Genomic DNA, 14,997 nt, shown 5'->3' on the forward strand with positions numbered 1-14,997 from the left:
TTGAGTATGTAACGGAATATTTCTTTAGATGCAGGATTCCTTAAGCAAAGTTAATTTACTATTCATTTGCATGAAGTTAGTGTTCCAAGCATGGGAGCATTGCGCTTGAATCATGTAAGTAACAAGTAACTATCCTGGCTTTTCAATTTTGTTCATTGACCGTCACCTGCATGGGGCACAGGCTGTTGCTCATCGGTACGGGCAAAATATTTGGATGTTAAACTGATTGCTTTGATCCCCCAATTCAAGGAGAGAAGGCTTCGCCCCCAAGAGTCTTTGCCATGTTTGGGTGGCTAGTCTTCGCCTTCTCCAGATGGACTGAGTTAACCTGCTTTTTCCCTGGCGTCAAAGTAAACGCTGGGATGTTCAGTCTGGCTGGATAAGTTATTGACCCTAATTTTTTACTAATTTTGGATGCGATCCTATGACTTCTGCTGCTGATAGACCGGCTTCACAGTATTCTGGTGAGGGAACAGCAAACACCAGTGTGGCGACCGATCCCCTGCAAACGGCTACCGGCGTTTATGTCACCGTTCACGGTCATTTTTACCAACCGCCCCGCGAAAACCCTTATCTAGATGCGATTGAACGCCAGCCGAGTGCGTCTCCGTTCCATGACTGGAATGAACGGATTTACCATGAATGCTATCGCCCGAATGCCTTTGCCAGAGTGCTAAATGACCGGGGCGAGGTTGTGGGAATCGTGAATAACTATGAGTATTTCAGCTTTAATATTGGTCCCACATTGATGTCGTGGCTGGAACGCTACGACGTGGAGGTATATCAGCGAATTCTGGAAGCAGATCGTAAAAGTAGCGATCGCCTGAACGGACACGGCAATGCGATCGCGCAAGTTTACAATCACATCATCATGCCGCTTGCCAACGAGCGGGATAAATACACCCAAATCCGCTGGGGCAAAGAAGACTTCCGCTCCCGATTTGGACGCGATCCCGAAGGAATGTGGCTGGCTGAAACTGCCGTAGACTATGCAACCTTAGAAGCATTGGTTGCAGAAGGAATTAAGTTTATTGTTTTAGCACCTTCTCAAGCTGAACGTTGCCGACCGCTCCCCACAGACGAGCAGCCAGTGACTCAGTGGTTGGAAGTGGGCGGTTCTCAGATCGATCCTACCCGTCCCTATCGCTGTTATCTGAAACCCACACTCAGCAATCCAGATTCACCCCTCAGCACTGAGTATTCATTCCCCACCAACCAAACCCCAGATAGCCCTTACATCGATATCTTTTTCTACGATGGCCCCATCTCGCGGGACATGGGATTTAACGATGTACTGGGCTGGGCGGGTACGCTGGCTGGGCGCATCGGTTCAGCAGTGCGCGGCGATCGCCGGACTTCGCAGCTGATCTCCGTTGGCACTGATGGCGAAACCTTTGGACACCACAAAAGCGGTACAGAGAAAACCTTAGCCTTCGCCTTTGTGGAAGAGTTTCCCCGGCGCGGCTGGACTGTCACCAACTATGCCCATTACCTGAGTCTGAATCTTCCCACCTGGGAAGTGGAACTGAAGCCTGTCACCGCTTGGAGTTGCGCTCACGGGGTGAATCGATGGCAGGATGATTGCGGCTGTGGTGGCGAAGGTGGAGTTTGGCACCAGCAATGGCGGCGTCCGCTGCGGAATGCCCTGGATTGGTTGCGGGATCAGTTAAGCAAAGTCTATGAGGAAACGGGACGCCAGTTTTTCCGCGATCCTTGGGCTACACGGGATGAATATATCCAGGTGATTCGCGATCGCTCTCCTGCCAATGTAGAGCGCTTCCTTGCCCGCCATCGCACCCGCAAACTAACACCATCGGAACAGGTAGACGCCCTGCGCCTATTGGAAATGCAGCGCCATAGTCTGCTGATGTACACCAGTTGCGGTTGGTTCTTTGAAGAACTCTCAAGACCCGAAGGAACGCAGATTCTCCGCTACGCCGCTAGAGCCTTGGAACTTGCCGGTGATGTCTCTGGCGTGCAGTTGGAAAAAGGATTTATCAAACGCCTCTCCCAAGCTCCCAGTAATGTTGATTTATTCAAGCACGGTGCTGAGGTGTACCGGCAGCTGGTGGTAAGTGCCCAGATCGGGATGGAGCAAGTGGCAGCACACTATGCCATCAGTTCCCTATTCACCACCTATCCCCAGCAACAGCGGGTCTACTGCTACGATGCCCATCAGTTGGATTATCAGATGCAACGCATGGGGTCGCTGACTCTGGCTGTGGGGCAACTGCGACTGACTTCAGAAATTACCTGGGAAAGCAGTCATTTAGTCTTTGCCGTTCTCCATTTGGGCGGCTGGGATTTCCACTGCTGCATTCAACCGTTTGCCGGTCGCCGCACTTATAGCCATCTGAAGGAAAAGCTGTTTGCGGCGCTGCAACAGGCGAGTGCTGCTCACGCGATCCTGACGATGTCCCAACTGTTTGGGGGTACTTCATTCAATTTGCAGAAATTATTTGCTGAGGAACGGCACCGGATTATGCGGTTGCTGAGTCAGAAAACTTTAACGCGCTTAGACCAGCTTTATACACAGGTTTACCGCGATAACTACGGTATCTTGATGGCATTCCAGCGGGATGAACTGCCGGTTCCGCAAGAGTTGCAAGTAGCGGCAGAAGTGGCAATTTCTAACCGCGCCCGGATGTCTCTACGGGCACTAGAGCAAGAAAACGGCGAACCCCAGCAAGGTTTGAATCAACTGGCAGAACTGGAAGCGATCGCCAAAGAAGCGAATCAGCTGCGCTGTCAGCTGAATATCCCCGATGCCAAGCAAACTTTAGAGCAGTTGATCTTGCGATCGCTCTGGAAGCTTCTACACGACTCTAACCCAGCCACCCTAGAGGCAGATATTCAACGTTTAGAGCGGATGATTTCTGTGGGCAATCAGCTGCACCTTGGCTTATCTTTGCACCGCGCTCAAGAACTCTACTTTAGCTGCCTCCACAGCAAAATTGTGCCTCTATTGGCATCAGAAACTAACGGCAATTTATCTCAGCTACGTCAGTTGCTACTGCTGGGTCAAAAGTTAGCCGTAGATGTCAGTCCTTGGTTGAACCAACTGCCATAAAGGGAACTGGGTCATGGGTAATTGGAAATTGTCTATTGACTAATGACCAATTACCAATACCCAGAAGAAATTAACGTGAGTTCGGGCTAACTCTTTTTTCAGGACTCGCCGCACATCACCACATCTGCCACCGCTATATTCGGGAGATAATCTTCGGCAAAAAGCGCTCAGTACAATACTGGCAAATCACCAGAATTAAGCCATCAGTATCTGAAAGCGATCGCACCTTTTAAAATTTATTTCTCAAGTAGACTTGCTCAAATTTGCTTGGTTCACGGACACTAGAAAATTCCAGCATCAGTCGTAGAACAATTAGCAGCAGTTGGTAAAATTCCTATCTGTATTTACGGCGGTATTGCAACGAGTCCCTCTGGTAGCTTTAAGATGAGTATGGGTGAAGCTGGAGAACCTGAGATGGTGACTGATGCGACGCTGGAGCAGATTCTAAAATTGGCGAAGGGACGAACCGACTCCGCTGAGGTTTACTATCTATCAAGCCAAGACACACCAGTTGAGTTTGAAAACAATCGCTTAAAATCTCTGCAAACCAAAGCCCTGCAAGGAGTAGCGCTGCGAGTGCTACACGAGGGGAGGCTGGGTTTTGCCAGTTCCACTGACTTGACGCGGCTAGAAGATTTGGTGGATGCTGCCGTACAAACTTCAGAAATTGGCGACAAGGCTGAGTTTGAATTTGCTGCTGATGTACAGGTGACGGAACCAGAAAAAAAATACACGCCGCCAGCAACCCAAGAATTAGTGGAAGTTGGCGATCGCTTAATTTCCCAAATCCACGACTACAACTCCGATATTCTGGTAGATGTGGGGTTTCACGTCCGCACGGGTAACGTAAAGATTGCAACCAGTGCGGATGTCTACGCCTCGCGCACCAGCCAAGTTGTCAGTGCCAGCCTTTCTGGGAATTTAGTACGGGGTGAAGATTTTCTCCAGGTTTATAGCTACGATATCGCCCGTGAAGGTGTCCCGGATTTTAATCGCCTGCTTGAAGATTTATTACAAAAATACGCTCTAGCAGAGCAGCCAGCAACCATTGAGAGCGGATATTTCCCCGTTTTATTTAATCCTACCGCCGCTAGTGCCATCGGACGCTTATTTAAGACAGTTCTCTCCGGTCAAAGTATCGTCCAAAAAGCCTCTCCCTTGGTCGGTAAACTAGGCGAAACCCTATTTGACGAACGCTTAAATTTATTTGAAGACCCCAGCATCGGGTCATCTGCCTGTGCTTTTGACGATGAAGGCACGCCCACCCATCGCAAAATGTTTATCGAGCAAGGCACGGTGAAAGGATTTTACTGGGATCGGCGCTGGGCAGCAAGGGCTGGCTGTGAGTCTACAGGGAACGGCTTTCGGGGTGGTTTGTCTCGCCCCAGCCCGGATTTGGTGAATCTCTGCTTTGCGCCTGGGAAGACATCGAAGGCGGATTTGATTGCCAGCATGGATGAGGGTGTGATTGTGGATCAGGTTCTCGGTGCTGGACAGTCGAATCAACTGGCTGGAGAGTTTTCTGTCAATCTGGATTTAGGCTACAAGGTAGAAAAAGGTCAGATTGTCGGTCGAGTGAAGAATACGATGGTGGCTGGTAGTATTTTTGAGGCGTTTAAAAATCTGGTGGATTTGGGAGATCAGCCGGAATGGGTAGGCGGGGGTAGTTTCTTGCCGAGTTTGTTGTTCCAGCAGTTGAGTGTGGCGGCGCGACAAGGGTAACGAACTGCTTCCGGCAAGAGAGAACGCAACCAGAGGAGTAAGGAGGAGACAAAGGCGTGAAGTTAGCTGTTTTGAGTCGGAGTTTGAGGGGATTTTTCGGTGAGGTATTGCCGAAAATGCGGGTTCTCTGGGCGATGCTGTTAGCGGTAGTGTTACTGTCGGGCTGCGTTCAGTATGATGCTGGGGTGAGGTTCGAGAATCCGAACCGTGGCGAGATTGTCCAGCATATCAAGTTGGGCGAACAGCTGACGGCATTGAGCAGCGACCAGGCACAGGAATGGTTAGATAGCCTTCAGAGTCGGGCGCGACAATTGCAAGGGAAAACGAAGCGCATCTCAAACCAGGAAGTTGTGGTGACAATTCCGTTCGCTAGCGGCGCGGAACTGGAGGAGAAGTTTAACCAGTTTTTTAATCCCCCTGCAAAGAAAGGTTCTCAGGCGGCGACAGATACAGATTTACCGAAGATTAACTCCCACCTGAGTCTGAGACAGGGGAATTTCCTGTTCTGGATACGGAATCGCTTAAGCTACGATTTGGATTTGCGATCGCTCGGCGTTCTTTCTACTAACGGTAACGTTATCGTTAGTCCCGGTTCGCTGTTCGATCTGGACTTTAGCTTGAGAACCCCTTGGGGCGCGAGGAGTGTTGAGAAGGCGGAGAATGCTATCAACCCGGTTGTCTCTGAGAAAGGACATCTGCTAATTTGGACGCTCAAACCAGGTGAAGTGAACCATATTGAGGCAGTCTTCTGGCTTCCCAGTCCCCTCGGTATTGGTACTCTCGTGATTATCTTGTTAGTAGTGGCAGGGTTTTATTTGAAATACAACCGAGGCACGGGAAGCGGTATCAGTTCTGCATCTCCATCGGTGCCAGTGCAGTAGAAAAGCGATCGCGCGCGCTTTGTTCGTAGCTATTCTTAGCTAACAGACTGGGACTCTAGGACAGCTTACTTGCCATTAGGAAGCCTCTTCTGGGAATCCCAGTCTGTTAGATTGCTATCAGGCTCAGTCGGCGATTTGCGGACTACCAATGTATAAATTTCGGTGGGTATCTCAATCTCCGCCTTGTGCAAGGCTTCTTTAATCGCCTCATTTGCTTTGGAAGTGGTTTCTAAAAACTCCAGACGCCGGGAACTCACCCAAAAGCGGATTTCCAAATTCACCTTCCCAGCATCCAGTTCCCGCACCAGGACTTCTGGTACTGGTTTTGACTGCACGCCTTTGACTTTGAGAACCGCATCGGTAATTACTTGTTTAGCAGTAGAAATATTGGCACCATAGGCAATGCTAACCGTAACCGAACTGCGGCGGTGCTTGAAAGCCGTGTTATTGATAATGCTGGCGAGGAAAACTTCTTGATTGGGGATATACACCTTCCGCCCATCATAGGTATTTAGAGTGGTTGCCCGCAGTTGAATTTGGGTGACGGTTCCCTCAAAATCTTTGATCGTCACTTGATCTCCTAACCGAAAAGGTCGGGCGGCAAGTAAAATCATCCCGGAAATGTAGTTACTGAAAACCTCTTTGAGGGCGAAACCAATCGCTACGCTGGTGAGTCCCAAGGCTCCCAGCAAAGCTCCAATGTCAAGCCCCAAGACACCTAGAGCGATGACTGAGCCAATGACCCAGACTCCGCCGTATCCCACCCGCCCCATCAGAATTTCAGTGCTGCGATCGCCTTCTGTCTCTTTCTGCGCCCATTTCAAGGCAATGTAACGCACGCCTCTAGCGCCTACCCAGGTGATGCCAACGACTACCAGCGCCCCTAAAATGGAGGGCAAGCTGCTGATGGCGTCCCGTACCAGATCGCGCACGGTAATATAAAGTCGTTGTCCGACATCAATGGCTAGAGGCGGTTTTTTGAAAGCTTGATTTAATTGGTTCGCCCATTTCTCGCCAAGCACCTCTACGGACACACCAAAGTCGCGGGCGTCCTGTTGAGTTACGGTCATTAATACTCGGTTATTTAGTTGTAAGGTGGCTATCTTCCGTGGATTGTCTGGTTTAACGGTAACTTGCCCCAAAGCCTCCGATTGCAGGAGTATGCTGGCAATCCGCCGATTGATAATTTGCGATCGCTCTTGGGCACTGATTCCAGATAAACTACCAACTTGAAAAACTGGACGTCCTCTGACAACAACATCAGCAAAATATTGTTCTTCAGTTGAAATCCTCACGGGTGTAGATTTTGGCGAGGCAGTCTCCTGGGCGAGTCCCGATGGAATGTTAACGAAGAAAATACTTGTGATGACAATTAAAATCTGGACTCGCTGTGAGCCTTGCTGCCAAGTGGAACGATGAAAAAGGGTTTTCATATCCATTCCCAAGGACAACCAAATCTAGCATAATTCGCGCATTTGGCATCTGAATTCTGACTGGAGATAGGTAATCTTACTCTAAATTTCAGTTGTTGCATTTCTCTTACCCATGCTTGACTTGTTTTGCCTCTGTAAAATTTGATGAGCGATCGCGCTTGAGTTATTTATCCATCATGTATCTATCTTTAGGCAGAAAAAACTTGCTAATTAACAATTTCTATTTTTAGTAAACGGCAACACTGAATGGTATTACCAGTTCTGCTACTCTGTTTAAACAAAAATCATTTCAATGGAGAAGAGCAGTGCAAACTTCAACCAAATCCTATCTTCCAGAAGAGTTATGTAAGGCTCCAGATTATCATTTAGCTGAGAATTATCCAAAAGATTTACCAGAAGTTGAAACGGGTTCTACTAAATCTAAATATTTAGATTCCTTAGCACCCATTAGCGCCGTGCAAGTTTTTGAAGACATACCAGGTATAAAAAAATCCACTTTCTCACTTGATACAGAGACTTCCTTTGAAGTTTGGACTATCCTACCCAATCGGGTATTACTTCCAGAAGATTTAGAGTTTCTCAAGCAAGACAAGCATCGGGTAGAGTCAATCGCGAAACAACTGGTTGAGATTGGTGATTCCTGGCTGAATTCACAAATATTCGACAAAAAGCTAAAAGTTCAGAACTGGGAAGATATTCTGAAAATTTTGGGCAAATATGATTACGGCTATGAGTTAATAGATATCGTTGAATTACCTTATAAAATTAGTAAAACAAATTTAACAAACACATGTAGTGAGAAAGCTAAATATTGGAGTGTATCGCCACCGAGTTGGAATATTTCCCTTAAGAAAACTCGCGGTTTTAATGGATGTTATATCGTAGATGACTACAATTCATCTTATAATTTTTCGATAGAAGTTTGGATAGGAATTCCCTTTTTGAGAAATATTCAAACGGGAGAAGTAATTACAAGGGAAAATTTACAGTGAAAGCGCGATTCTCCTGGAGAGACGGTAGACTCCAGCACGGCAGATGTTGAGAGAACACCATCTAAGGCGCGATCGCCTCTACTATAGAAATCATGCGCTACTCTCTCTTAAGTCGGTTTCGCGGCACCTTATTGGGGGCTGCATTCGGGGATTTCACACCTCAGGGCAAAAAACAGTCACATCCGTCTACTAGCTGGGGAAAAATGGCGGTTTGGGGTGCAGAAAGCTTAATTGGGCAGGGTAAATTTGATTTGGAAGACTGGCGTCACCTCACGGAAAAATTCTTAGAGGAAAAATTCTTAGATATAGACGCGAACAGTGCTGACGCGCCTACGCCAGGAGCCATTATTGCCACACTGCCGATTGTGCTGTTCTCCCACGAATATAAAGCCAAACTGCGGCAAAATTTAGAACAAGTTGTCAGCATCTGGCAGGATGAGCCAGAGTTGAGAGATGGGGCGTTAGCAGTGGGATACGCGATCGCCCAATCCCTCCGAGAAAAACTCAATCCCGCCACTTTGATTCCCAAAATCCTTGCCTTCTTAGGAGATTCCCAGACGCCTCTAGTGCAACAATTGGAGCAAGTCCAAATTTTATTAGAAGAAAATGCTGGCTTAGAATTGGCGATCGCTCAGCTATGTCGGAATGCCCAGCCTCAGAGTACCCCCATCGCTCTCAGCTTTTATTGCTTCCTGAGTACGTATGAAGATTTTCGCCTGAGTGTCGCCCGTGCTGCCCGTAGCGGCTATCAACCGCCGATTACCTGCGGCATCACGGGTGCTTTGTCAGGAGCGTATAACAGTACAGTGGGCATTCCTGCGGGATGGCGGCTATCTTGGAATCAACCGAGGTGGGGAATTACCTCAGATGCCCAGTTGTGTCAACTAGCAGACAATCTCCTCGCTGTTTGGTCTGGTGTTTATGATGCCTCAACAGCAAAGCCAGTCCAGCAAATGAGCGCCGTAGCAGCTCCCCATGTAATTCAACCGCGTTAATCTTTTGTTAATGCCTGCGATAGATGCCCATGTCAGCTGGTCAGATAAATTAAATCTAATGGGAGAAATCCCCCAGGGGGGATAGGCATTTTGGGCAGTGTTTTGTAAGGTAGGATGAAGCCAAGAACTGGGTGCCGCCAAGGGTAAAGATTGCTGTAAGGTGCCTTTTATCAATGCCAATCTGCTTTTCGCTCCTATCACTCCTGTCGCCTAAAACGACAGCCATACTATAAACATGAAGACGCTTCAGTCATTGACACACCAGCTTGATCAATGGCGGCGAACGTACCAGCCCCTTCGCAGTCTTTTACCATCCCGACTTTTTGATTCGCCTGCCGCTACACCGGCGCAAGGTCTAAGATTAGGTCTTAATGCGACTCTCCAAAACCGCAGAAACCGTCCCCGGATTGTTTGGCTGCTGGCAGTGGTGTCCCTCACCGGAACGATGGGGCAGCGCTACTACAATGCGCCAAAGCTCGCCGTAGGCAAGATCGCACCGCAGACCATTCGGGCACCGTTTGACGCTAGTGTGGTAGATAGTATCACCACGGAAGAAAAACGGAAAGCAGCCCGCACGGGTGCCGTACCCGTCTTGACGATCCAGCAGGACGTAACCGAACAAGTTTACGAGGATTTGGAGCGATCGCTTCGTACCGCCGAAGACCTCCGACAGCTCGTCGGTTCTTTCCCGATGGTTTCGACTGCCATATTGTCTGCTGCGACTCAGATTGACCTCCGCAAGTGCGCGGAGTGGGAGTGGCGCTCCATATTGGCAGCGGTTGACACCGACATTAAAGTGAATCAATCCCAGTCAGTGTCGTTGCCGGATGCTAACGGGCAAGCGAATATTTCAGCAACACCTGCTGTTGTCGAACTCCAAGCTTACCATCAGGTCGCAAGTCCCCAAGAATTTTCAGCCCTGATTGCCACCATTAACCAAGCCCGCGAGCAATACGCCAAAGCTGTCGCCGCCTTCTCAGATGGCAATCCAGAAAGGCGCTACGATGCCTCCCTGCTTGACTTGTCGAATGAAACTTGGCAGCAAACAAAAACCGGCATCCCCCAGATTGCCGAACGAATGCTCACCCAAGGCATTCCCCCAGGCTTGCCTGACAGTATCTTGCAGGAAGCGCTGAGAGTGCAGATGAATTTGCTCGTTCCCCCGGAGGCTGAGTCGGTGGCAACCCAAATGTTGCTCTGGGGACTGCGCCCCAACTTAACAGAAGATCAAGAACAAACGAAACAACTGGCAGAACAGGCGGCAAAAGCGGTGGAACTGCAAATGATCGCAGTTCGGCAAGATGAGGTGATTGTCGGCGCTGGCGAAACCATCTCTCAGGCAGATTTTGTGCTGTTAGAGTATTTTCAATTAAGTCGCCGGAGCCTCAGTTGGTCTGGATTGCTTGGTTTTGGAATTCTCGTCACGGGTGCCGTGGGTACGTTCTGGCTGGTGGAACGGCGATTTCATCCCCAAATCCGGCAACGAGATCACTTGCTGATATTGCTGCTGACTTTGAGTACGCCGGTGCTAGTGAGTTTGGGTGTTCGCTATACGAATTTGCCAGCAGTTGGTTTATTGGTGGGCAGTTTTTACGGTTCTGCGTTGGGTGTCACCGTTGTGGGACTGCTGAGTGGCGTGTTATCGATTAGCCTGCCCATCACTTGGGATTATTTGCTGGCGGGTGCTGCTGGTGGAATCATGATGAGCTTACTGGCGGGGAAAATGCGATCGCGCGAAGAACTCGCTTTCCTTGGCGTTGGCGTCGGATTAACTCAAGGCACTGTCTACCTGATTGTCAATCTGATTCTTAGTGCCGCAACGGGTTCAATTTGGTACACCGTACTCCAAGAAGCTGCCTTATGCGGTTTTTCCGGTTTAGCCTGGAGTATTGTGGCACTGGGCTTAAGTCCCTATCTAGAACACGTATTTGACTTGGTGACGCCGATTCGTCTGGCAGAACTCGCTAACCCCAACCGTCCCCTGTTGAAACGTTTAGCCGCTGAAGCTCCCGGAACTTTTCAACATACGCTGTTCGTTTCCACCCTAGCAGAAGCCGCAGCGCGGGAACTAGGCTGTAATGTGGAACTCGTTCGAGCTGGTACATTATACCACGATATTGGGAAGATGCACGATCCATTAGGATTTATTGAAAATCAGATGGGCGGTCCCAACAAGCATGATGAAATTGATGACCCCTGGAAGAGTGCCGAGATTATCAAAAAGCACGTTACTGAGGGCATAGTGATGGCGCGGCGATGCCGATTGCCCAAGGCAATTCAGGGGTTTATCCCAGAACACCAGGGAACAATGTTGATTGCCTATTTTTATCACCAAGCGCAGCAGATAGCCCAGAAAGACCCCACTAAAATCGTGCGGGAGGAAGATTTCCGCTATGACGGGCCGATTCCCCAGTCGCGGGAAACGGGGATAATGATGTTGGCAGATTCCTGTGAGGCAGCATTGCGATCGCTTAAAGATGCCAATCCAGAACAAGCCCTTTCCATGATTAACAAAATTCTCCGCACCCGTTGGCAAGACAACCAGTTAGCTGATTCTGGGTTAACACGAGAAGAATTATCCCGCATTGCTGAAGTTTTCGTCCAAGTCTGGCAACAATATAATCACCAACGCATTGCTTATCCCAAATTAACGGTTAGCTCAGAAAAAGGATGTAAAGCATCCGTTTAATAGAAGACTATTCGTGTAGCTGCGCTCTACTTCGCAGACCGAGAAAAACACAATTAGCAATTAGCTGCTAATAAATACCGTTGAAGCAGTCCAATCACCACTTCTGGTTGCTCCAAATGGGGTAGCACTCCCGTTCCCACAATTGGCTGAAACCCGCGAATTGCTTTTGGATTCAGTCCAGCCAAACGCTTCCCCAGATTCACACTGGTAAATTGTGCCTGTTCGCCCCACAGGATAAAAGTCGGCACCGTTAATTGCTGGATATACAGGGCGAGATCAAAATAAAGGTCGCTCCGCAAAAACGCCAGCGCCGCATATTCTGCATTCGGCTGCTGCGCTGACGCCAAATAAGCCTCTACTATCTCTTCAGACAATCGTTCTCGCTTAGCAAATAGGAACCGTTCCAGAAAATTCCGCACCGCCACTTCGTTTGTCGCCCCCAGCGTATAAATTAGCTTATCTAACAGCGGAGTTCCAATTACTTGAAGCGGTAATCTGCGCCCAGCATCTTGCCCAAAATCAGCAAACCCAGAGGGACATACTAAAAACAGCGACCCAAATAACTCCGGACGTTCAATAGCGAGACGAACTGTAAAAGCCGCTGTCAGCAAAGATGCCACCACTTTTACAGGAGTAAAGCTTTGCTCTCCTCCAGAAATAGCAATTTTTTCAATAAACTCCGTCAGCGTCTTCAAATAGTCTGCAATTTGATAATCTCGGACTGGATGATCCGACTCTCCCCAACCAATTAAATCTGGGGCGAATATGCGGTGAGTGGTCGCAAAAGCCGGGTACACCTTCGACCACTCGTATGCCGAGGCTCCGCCACCAAAGCCATGCAGGAAGATTAACGGTGGCAATTCAGCTTGTAGTTGCCCTAACCACGGTTCCTCTACTGCGGTGTAGTAAACCATCGAACCCAGCGAGGTTTCTATAACTTTTTGCCCAAAACCAGGCGGTTGAAACTGAAGCATAGGCACTAACAAATAACCTTAATCTTACATCTTTCTTTGCGTACCATTGCGCTTACCTTTGCACCCTTTGCGTAAAAAAAAACAGCCTATTTTGGGCTAAAAAAAATAGTAGCCTAGAAATCTGCATTTGCTGGAGCAAAATCAATTGTAATTACAGTTGCGTAAGCATCGATAACTGATTTTGGCATAGTAATTGTTAACTCACCCAGCGGATCGGGATTGAAAAGCGAGTCAGCGATCGCACAACGAGTAGTGTAGTCTAATTCGCGTCCGTCCGCTAAAACTTGTACTGATTTCACCTGTTTTATCGGCACCCCACGCACCGAAACCGTTTCATAAGGCTTCATCAGCAAGTGTAGATAAATTCTGTCTCCCTTGCGCGTAGAAGTTCCATAAAACTGCCAAGGCTCCAACCCTGCCTCAGTTAAATTTATGACGCTAATTTTAATGCCAAGCTGGAAGAAGATTTACTTTATTTGATAAAATTCAACTTACAAGTATTTTCATCTACTAAATAAACGTGCGAACTGATAAAATATTTTATAGCCTATTCCAGGCATTTCCCAGAATTTTCTTTGAACTGATTGGCAATATGTGGATGCCAATGTCTATGAATTCGCCTCTATTGAACTCAAAGAAACAGCTTTTCGGATTGATGGGGTATTTCTGCCAAGTCGCAACTCTACCAACCAACCAGTTTACTTCGTCGAAGTCCAGTTTCAGCAAGATTCAACGTTCTACCGACGCTTATTTTCAGAAATCTTTATTTACCTGCGTCAAAACGAATCGGTTAACTTTTGGCGGGGTGTCGTCATCTATCCTACCCGAAGTTTGGAGCCAAGCGACGTAGAGCCGTATCGATTGCTTCTAAACAGTACACAAGTACAGCGGGTGTATTTGGATGAGTTAGGTGAAGCAGCAGAAAACTCTCTGGAAGTGGCAACTGTACAGTTAATTGTAGAAAGTGAAGATACAGCCATCGAACGAGGCAGAGAATTAATTTTGCAAGCGCGACAGGAACTTGAGGATGAAGCAACCAGACGGAAAGTTTTAGAATTAATAGAGACTATCTTGTTGTACAAATTTACCCAGTTAAGCCGCCAGGAGTTAGCAGCAATGTTAGGAATAGACGACGAATTCAGACAGACAAGAATGTATCAATCCATCAAGCTAGAAGGCAAGTTAGAGGCAGTACCCCAGTTATTAGCATTGGGGTTGAGTGTGGAACAGGTAGCACAGGGGTTGGGTTTGACAGTAGAGCAAGTTCAGCAAGCGCAACAGAATCAGTCTAGCTGATGGCAATACGCCTTTTTCCAGTTAAGCCGCCAGGAGTTAGCAGCAATGTTAGGAATAGACGACGAATTCGAGACGGACAAGAATGTATCAATCCATCAAGCAGGAAGGCTTGGAAGAAGGCAGGCAGGAAGGCAAGCAGGAAGGCTTGGAAGAAGGCAGGCAGGAAGGCAAACTGCAAGCTAAGTTAGAGTCGGTGCCTGGGTTGTTTGCATTAGGATTAAGTGTCGAACAAATAGCCGGTGCGTTAGGTTTGACGGTAGAGCAAGTGCAGCAAGCCGCTCAAGATCAGTCTAGCTGATGGCGATCGCATTCTCATTCCCATCCCTTCAAACCTCAGTATCGCCATAGGTTTGTCTCCAGCTTTCTGCTTGCTGAAATTTGATACCTGCGGCTTTTGCTGCATTCCTGTCATCAGAGCGATCGCCAATCATTAAAACCTTGTCTGGCAAGTGCTTTTTTATCGCCAAATTCAGCATTCCTGGATTCGGTTTGCGAAACTTTCCAGATTCAGGGTGCTTGCTGTGGTTAACAACATCGCTGCGAGTTACGCAAAAACACTTTTTTCCTTCAAAGTCTGGACAGAAATAAATTTCTTCTATCTGTGGTAATAATTCCAAAGTGTACTGCTGCTCTTTGATGCAACTTTGCAGAGATTTTTTGCCACTGGCGACACCCGCTTGATTGGTGACGCCGACAATTTTCCAGCCAGTCGCGGAGAAGTAAGCGATCGCTCTCTCCGCGCCTTTAATAATCTGCTGATCGCCGGGACGCTCGATAAACTTATTATCTGAGAGTGGCGATCGCACTGTGCCATCGAGATCGAGGATAAGTAAATTAGTTTCAGCATTGACGGCTGAACGATCTTGCTCCATTAGAGAGTTGTTTGGAAGTCAGTTAGCTATTAAAAAATATAAGGGGAAAAGTAAGATAAAAACGTGGTTACAA

11 protein-coding genes and 1 pseudogene are annotated in these 14,997 nt (G+C 48.1%); 8 read left to right on the forward strand and 4 right to left on the reverse strand.

From position 1 onward, the window contains the following. Nucleotides 1–424 precede the first annotated feature (424 nt). The 3 genes from ACFW2W_RS21075 to ACFW2W_RS21085 all read left to right on the forward strand — a co-directional run bounded on the left by ACFW2W_RS21075 (nucleotide 425) and on the right by ACFW2W_RS21085 (nucleotide 5,673). A complete protein-coding gene (locus ACFW2W_RS21075; RefSeq protein WP_378182750.1) occupies nucleotides 425–3,070 on the forward strand; it encodes a DUF3536 domain-containing protein in 2,646 nt (881 codons plus the stop codon). 384 nt (nucleotides 3,071–3,454) lie between these two features. Beyond that, nucleotides 3,455–4,792, forward strand: a complete 1,338-nt coding sequence (locus tag ACFW2W_RS21080) for a TldD/PmbA family protein (protein WP_378182753.1) — start codon at nucleotides 3,455–3,457, stop codon at nucleotides 4,790–4,792. Nucleotides 4,793–4,848: 56 nt separating this feature from the next. Further along, the gene (locus ACFW2W_RS21085; protein ID WP_378182756.1) at nucleotides 4,849–5,673 is read left to right on the forward strand and encodes a DUF3153 domain-containing protein; all 825 of its coding nucleotides are present in this window, start codon (nucleotides 4,849–4,851) and stop codon (nucleotides 5,671–5,673) included. Between the two features lie 65 nt (nucleotides 5,674–5,738). Here the strand turns inward: ACFW2W_RS21085 and ACFW2W_RS21090 are convergent, their stop codons facing one another. Beyond that, nucleotides 5,739–7,106, reverse strand: a complete 1,368-nt coding sequence (locus ACFW2W_RS21090) for a mechanosensitive ion channel family protein (RefSeq protein WP_378182759.1) — start codon at nucleotides 7,104–7,106, stop codon at nucleotides 5,739–5,741. Between the two features lie 305 nt (nucleotides 7,107–7,411). On the opposite strand from ACFW2W_RS21090, the gene ACFW2W_RS21095 reads away from it, so the two are divergent. The 3 genes from ACFW2W_RS21095 to ACFW2W_RS21105 all read left to right on the forward strand — a co-directional run bounded on the left by ACFW2W_RS21095 (nucleotide 7,412) and on the right by ACFW2W_RS21105 (nucleotide 11,782). After that, nucleotides 7,412–8,098: a hypothetical protein gene (locus ACFW2W_RS21095; protein WP_378182762.1), complete on the forward strand. Its 687-nt coding sequence runs from the start codon at nucleotides 7,412–7,414 to the stop codon at nucleotides 8,096–8,098. Nucleotides 8,099–8,190: 92 nt separating this feature from the next. Further along, nucleotides 8,191–9,093 (forward strand): ADP-ribosylglycohydrolase family protein, encoded by a 903-nt coding sequence (locus tag ACFW2W_RS21100; RefSeq protein WP_378182765.1) that lies wholly within the window; start codon nucleotides 8,191–8,193, stop codon nucleotides 9,091–9,093. A 235-nt stretch (nucleotides 9,094–9,328) separates the two neighbouring features. Beyond that, nucleotides 9,329–11,782, forward strand: coding sequence for an HD family phosphohydrolase (locus ACFW2W_RS21105; protein ID WP_378182768.1), 2,454 nt, complete (start codon nucleotides 9,329–9,331; stop codon nucleotides 11,780–11,782). Between the two features lie 53 nt (nucleotides 11,783–11,835). On the opposite strand, the gene ACFW2W_RS21110 is transcribed toward ACFW2W_RS21105, so the two are convergent. Together ACFW2W_RS21110 and ACFW2W_RS21115 are read right to left on the reverse strand one after the other, a co-directional pair. Continuing rightward, a complete protein-coding gene (locus ACFW2W_RS21110) occupies nucleotides 11,836–12,756 on the reverse strand; it encodes an alpha/beta fold hydrolase (RefSeq protein WP_378182771.1) in 921 nt (306 codons plus the stop codon). Between the two features lie 113 nt (nucleotides 12,757–12,869). Beyond that, nucleotides 12,870–13,169, reverse strand: coding sequence for a hypothetical protein (locus ACFW2W_RS21115; RefSeq protein WP_378182774.1), 300 nt, complete (start codon nucleotides 13,167–13,169; stop codon nucleotides 12,870–12,872). A gap of 107 nt (nucleotides 13,170–13,276) precedes the next feature. Between ACFW2W_RS21115 and ACFW2W_RS21120 the strand changes: the two are divergent. Next, a pseudogene (locus tag ACFW2W_RS21120) lies at nucleotides 13,277–14,052 on the forward strand (Rpn family recombination-promoting nuclease/putative transposase). Nucleotides 14,053–14,134: 82 nt separating this feature from the next. Then, nucleotides 14,135–14,350: a hypothetical protein gene (locus ACFW2W_RS21125; protein WP_378182777.1), complete on the forward strand. Its 216-nt coding sequence runs from the start codon at nucleotides 14,135–14,137 to the stop codon at nucleotides 14,348–14,350. A 28-nt stretch (nucleotides 14,351–14,378) separates the two neighbouring features. Here the strand turns inward: ACFW2W_RS21125 and ACFW2W_RS21130 are convergent, their stop codons facing one another. Next, nucleotides 14,379–14,924 carry an HAD-IIIA family hydrolase gene (locus ACFW2W_RS21130; protein WP_378182780.1) on the reverse strand — a complete coding sequence of 182 codons (546 nt, stop codon included), beginning with the start codon at nucleotides 14,922–14,924 and terminating at the stop codon, nucleotides 14,379–14,381. Between the last annotated feature and the right edge of the window lie 73 nt (nucleotides 14,925–14,997).

Source organism: Coleofasciculus sp. H7-2 (assembly GCF_042747725.1).
Lineage (GTDB): Bacteria > Cyanobacteriota > Cyanobacteriia > Cyanobacteriales > FACHB-T130 > FACHB-T130.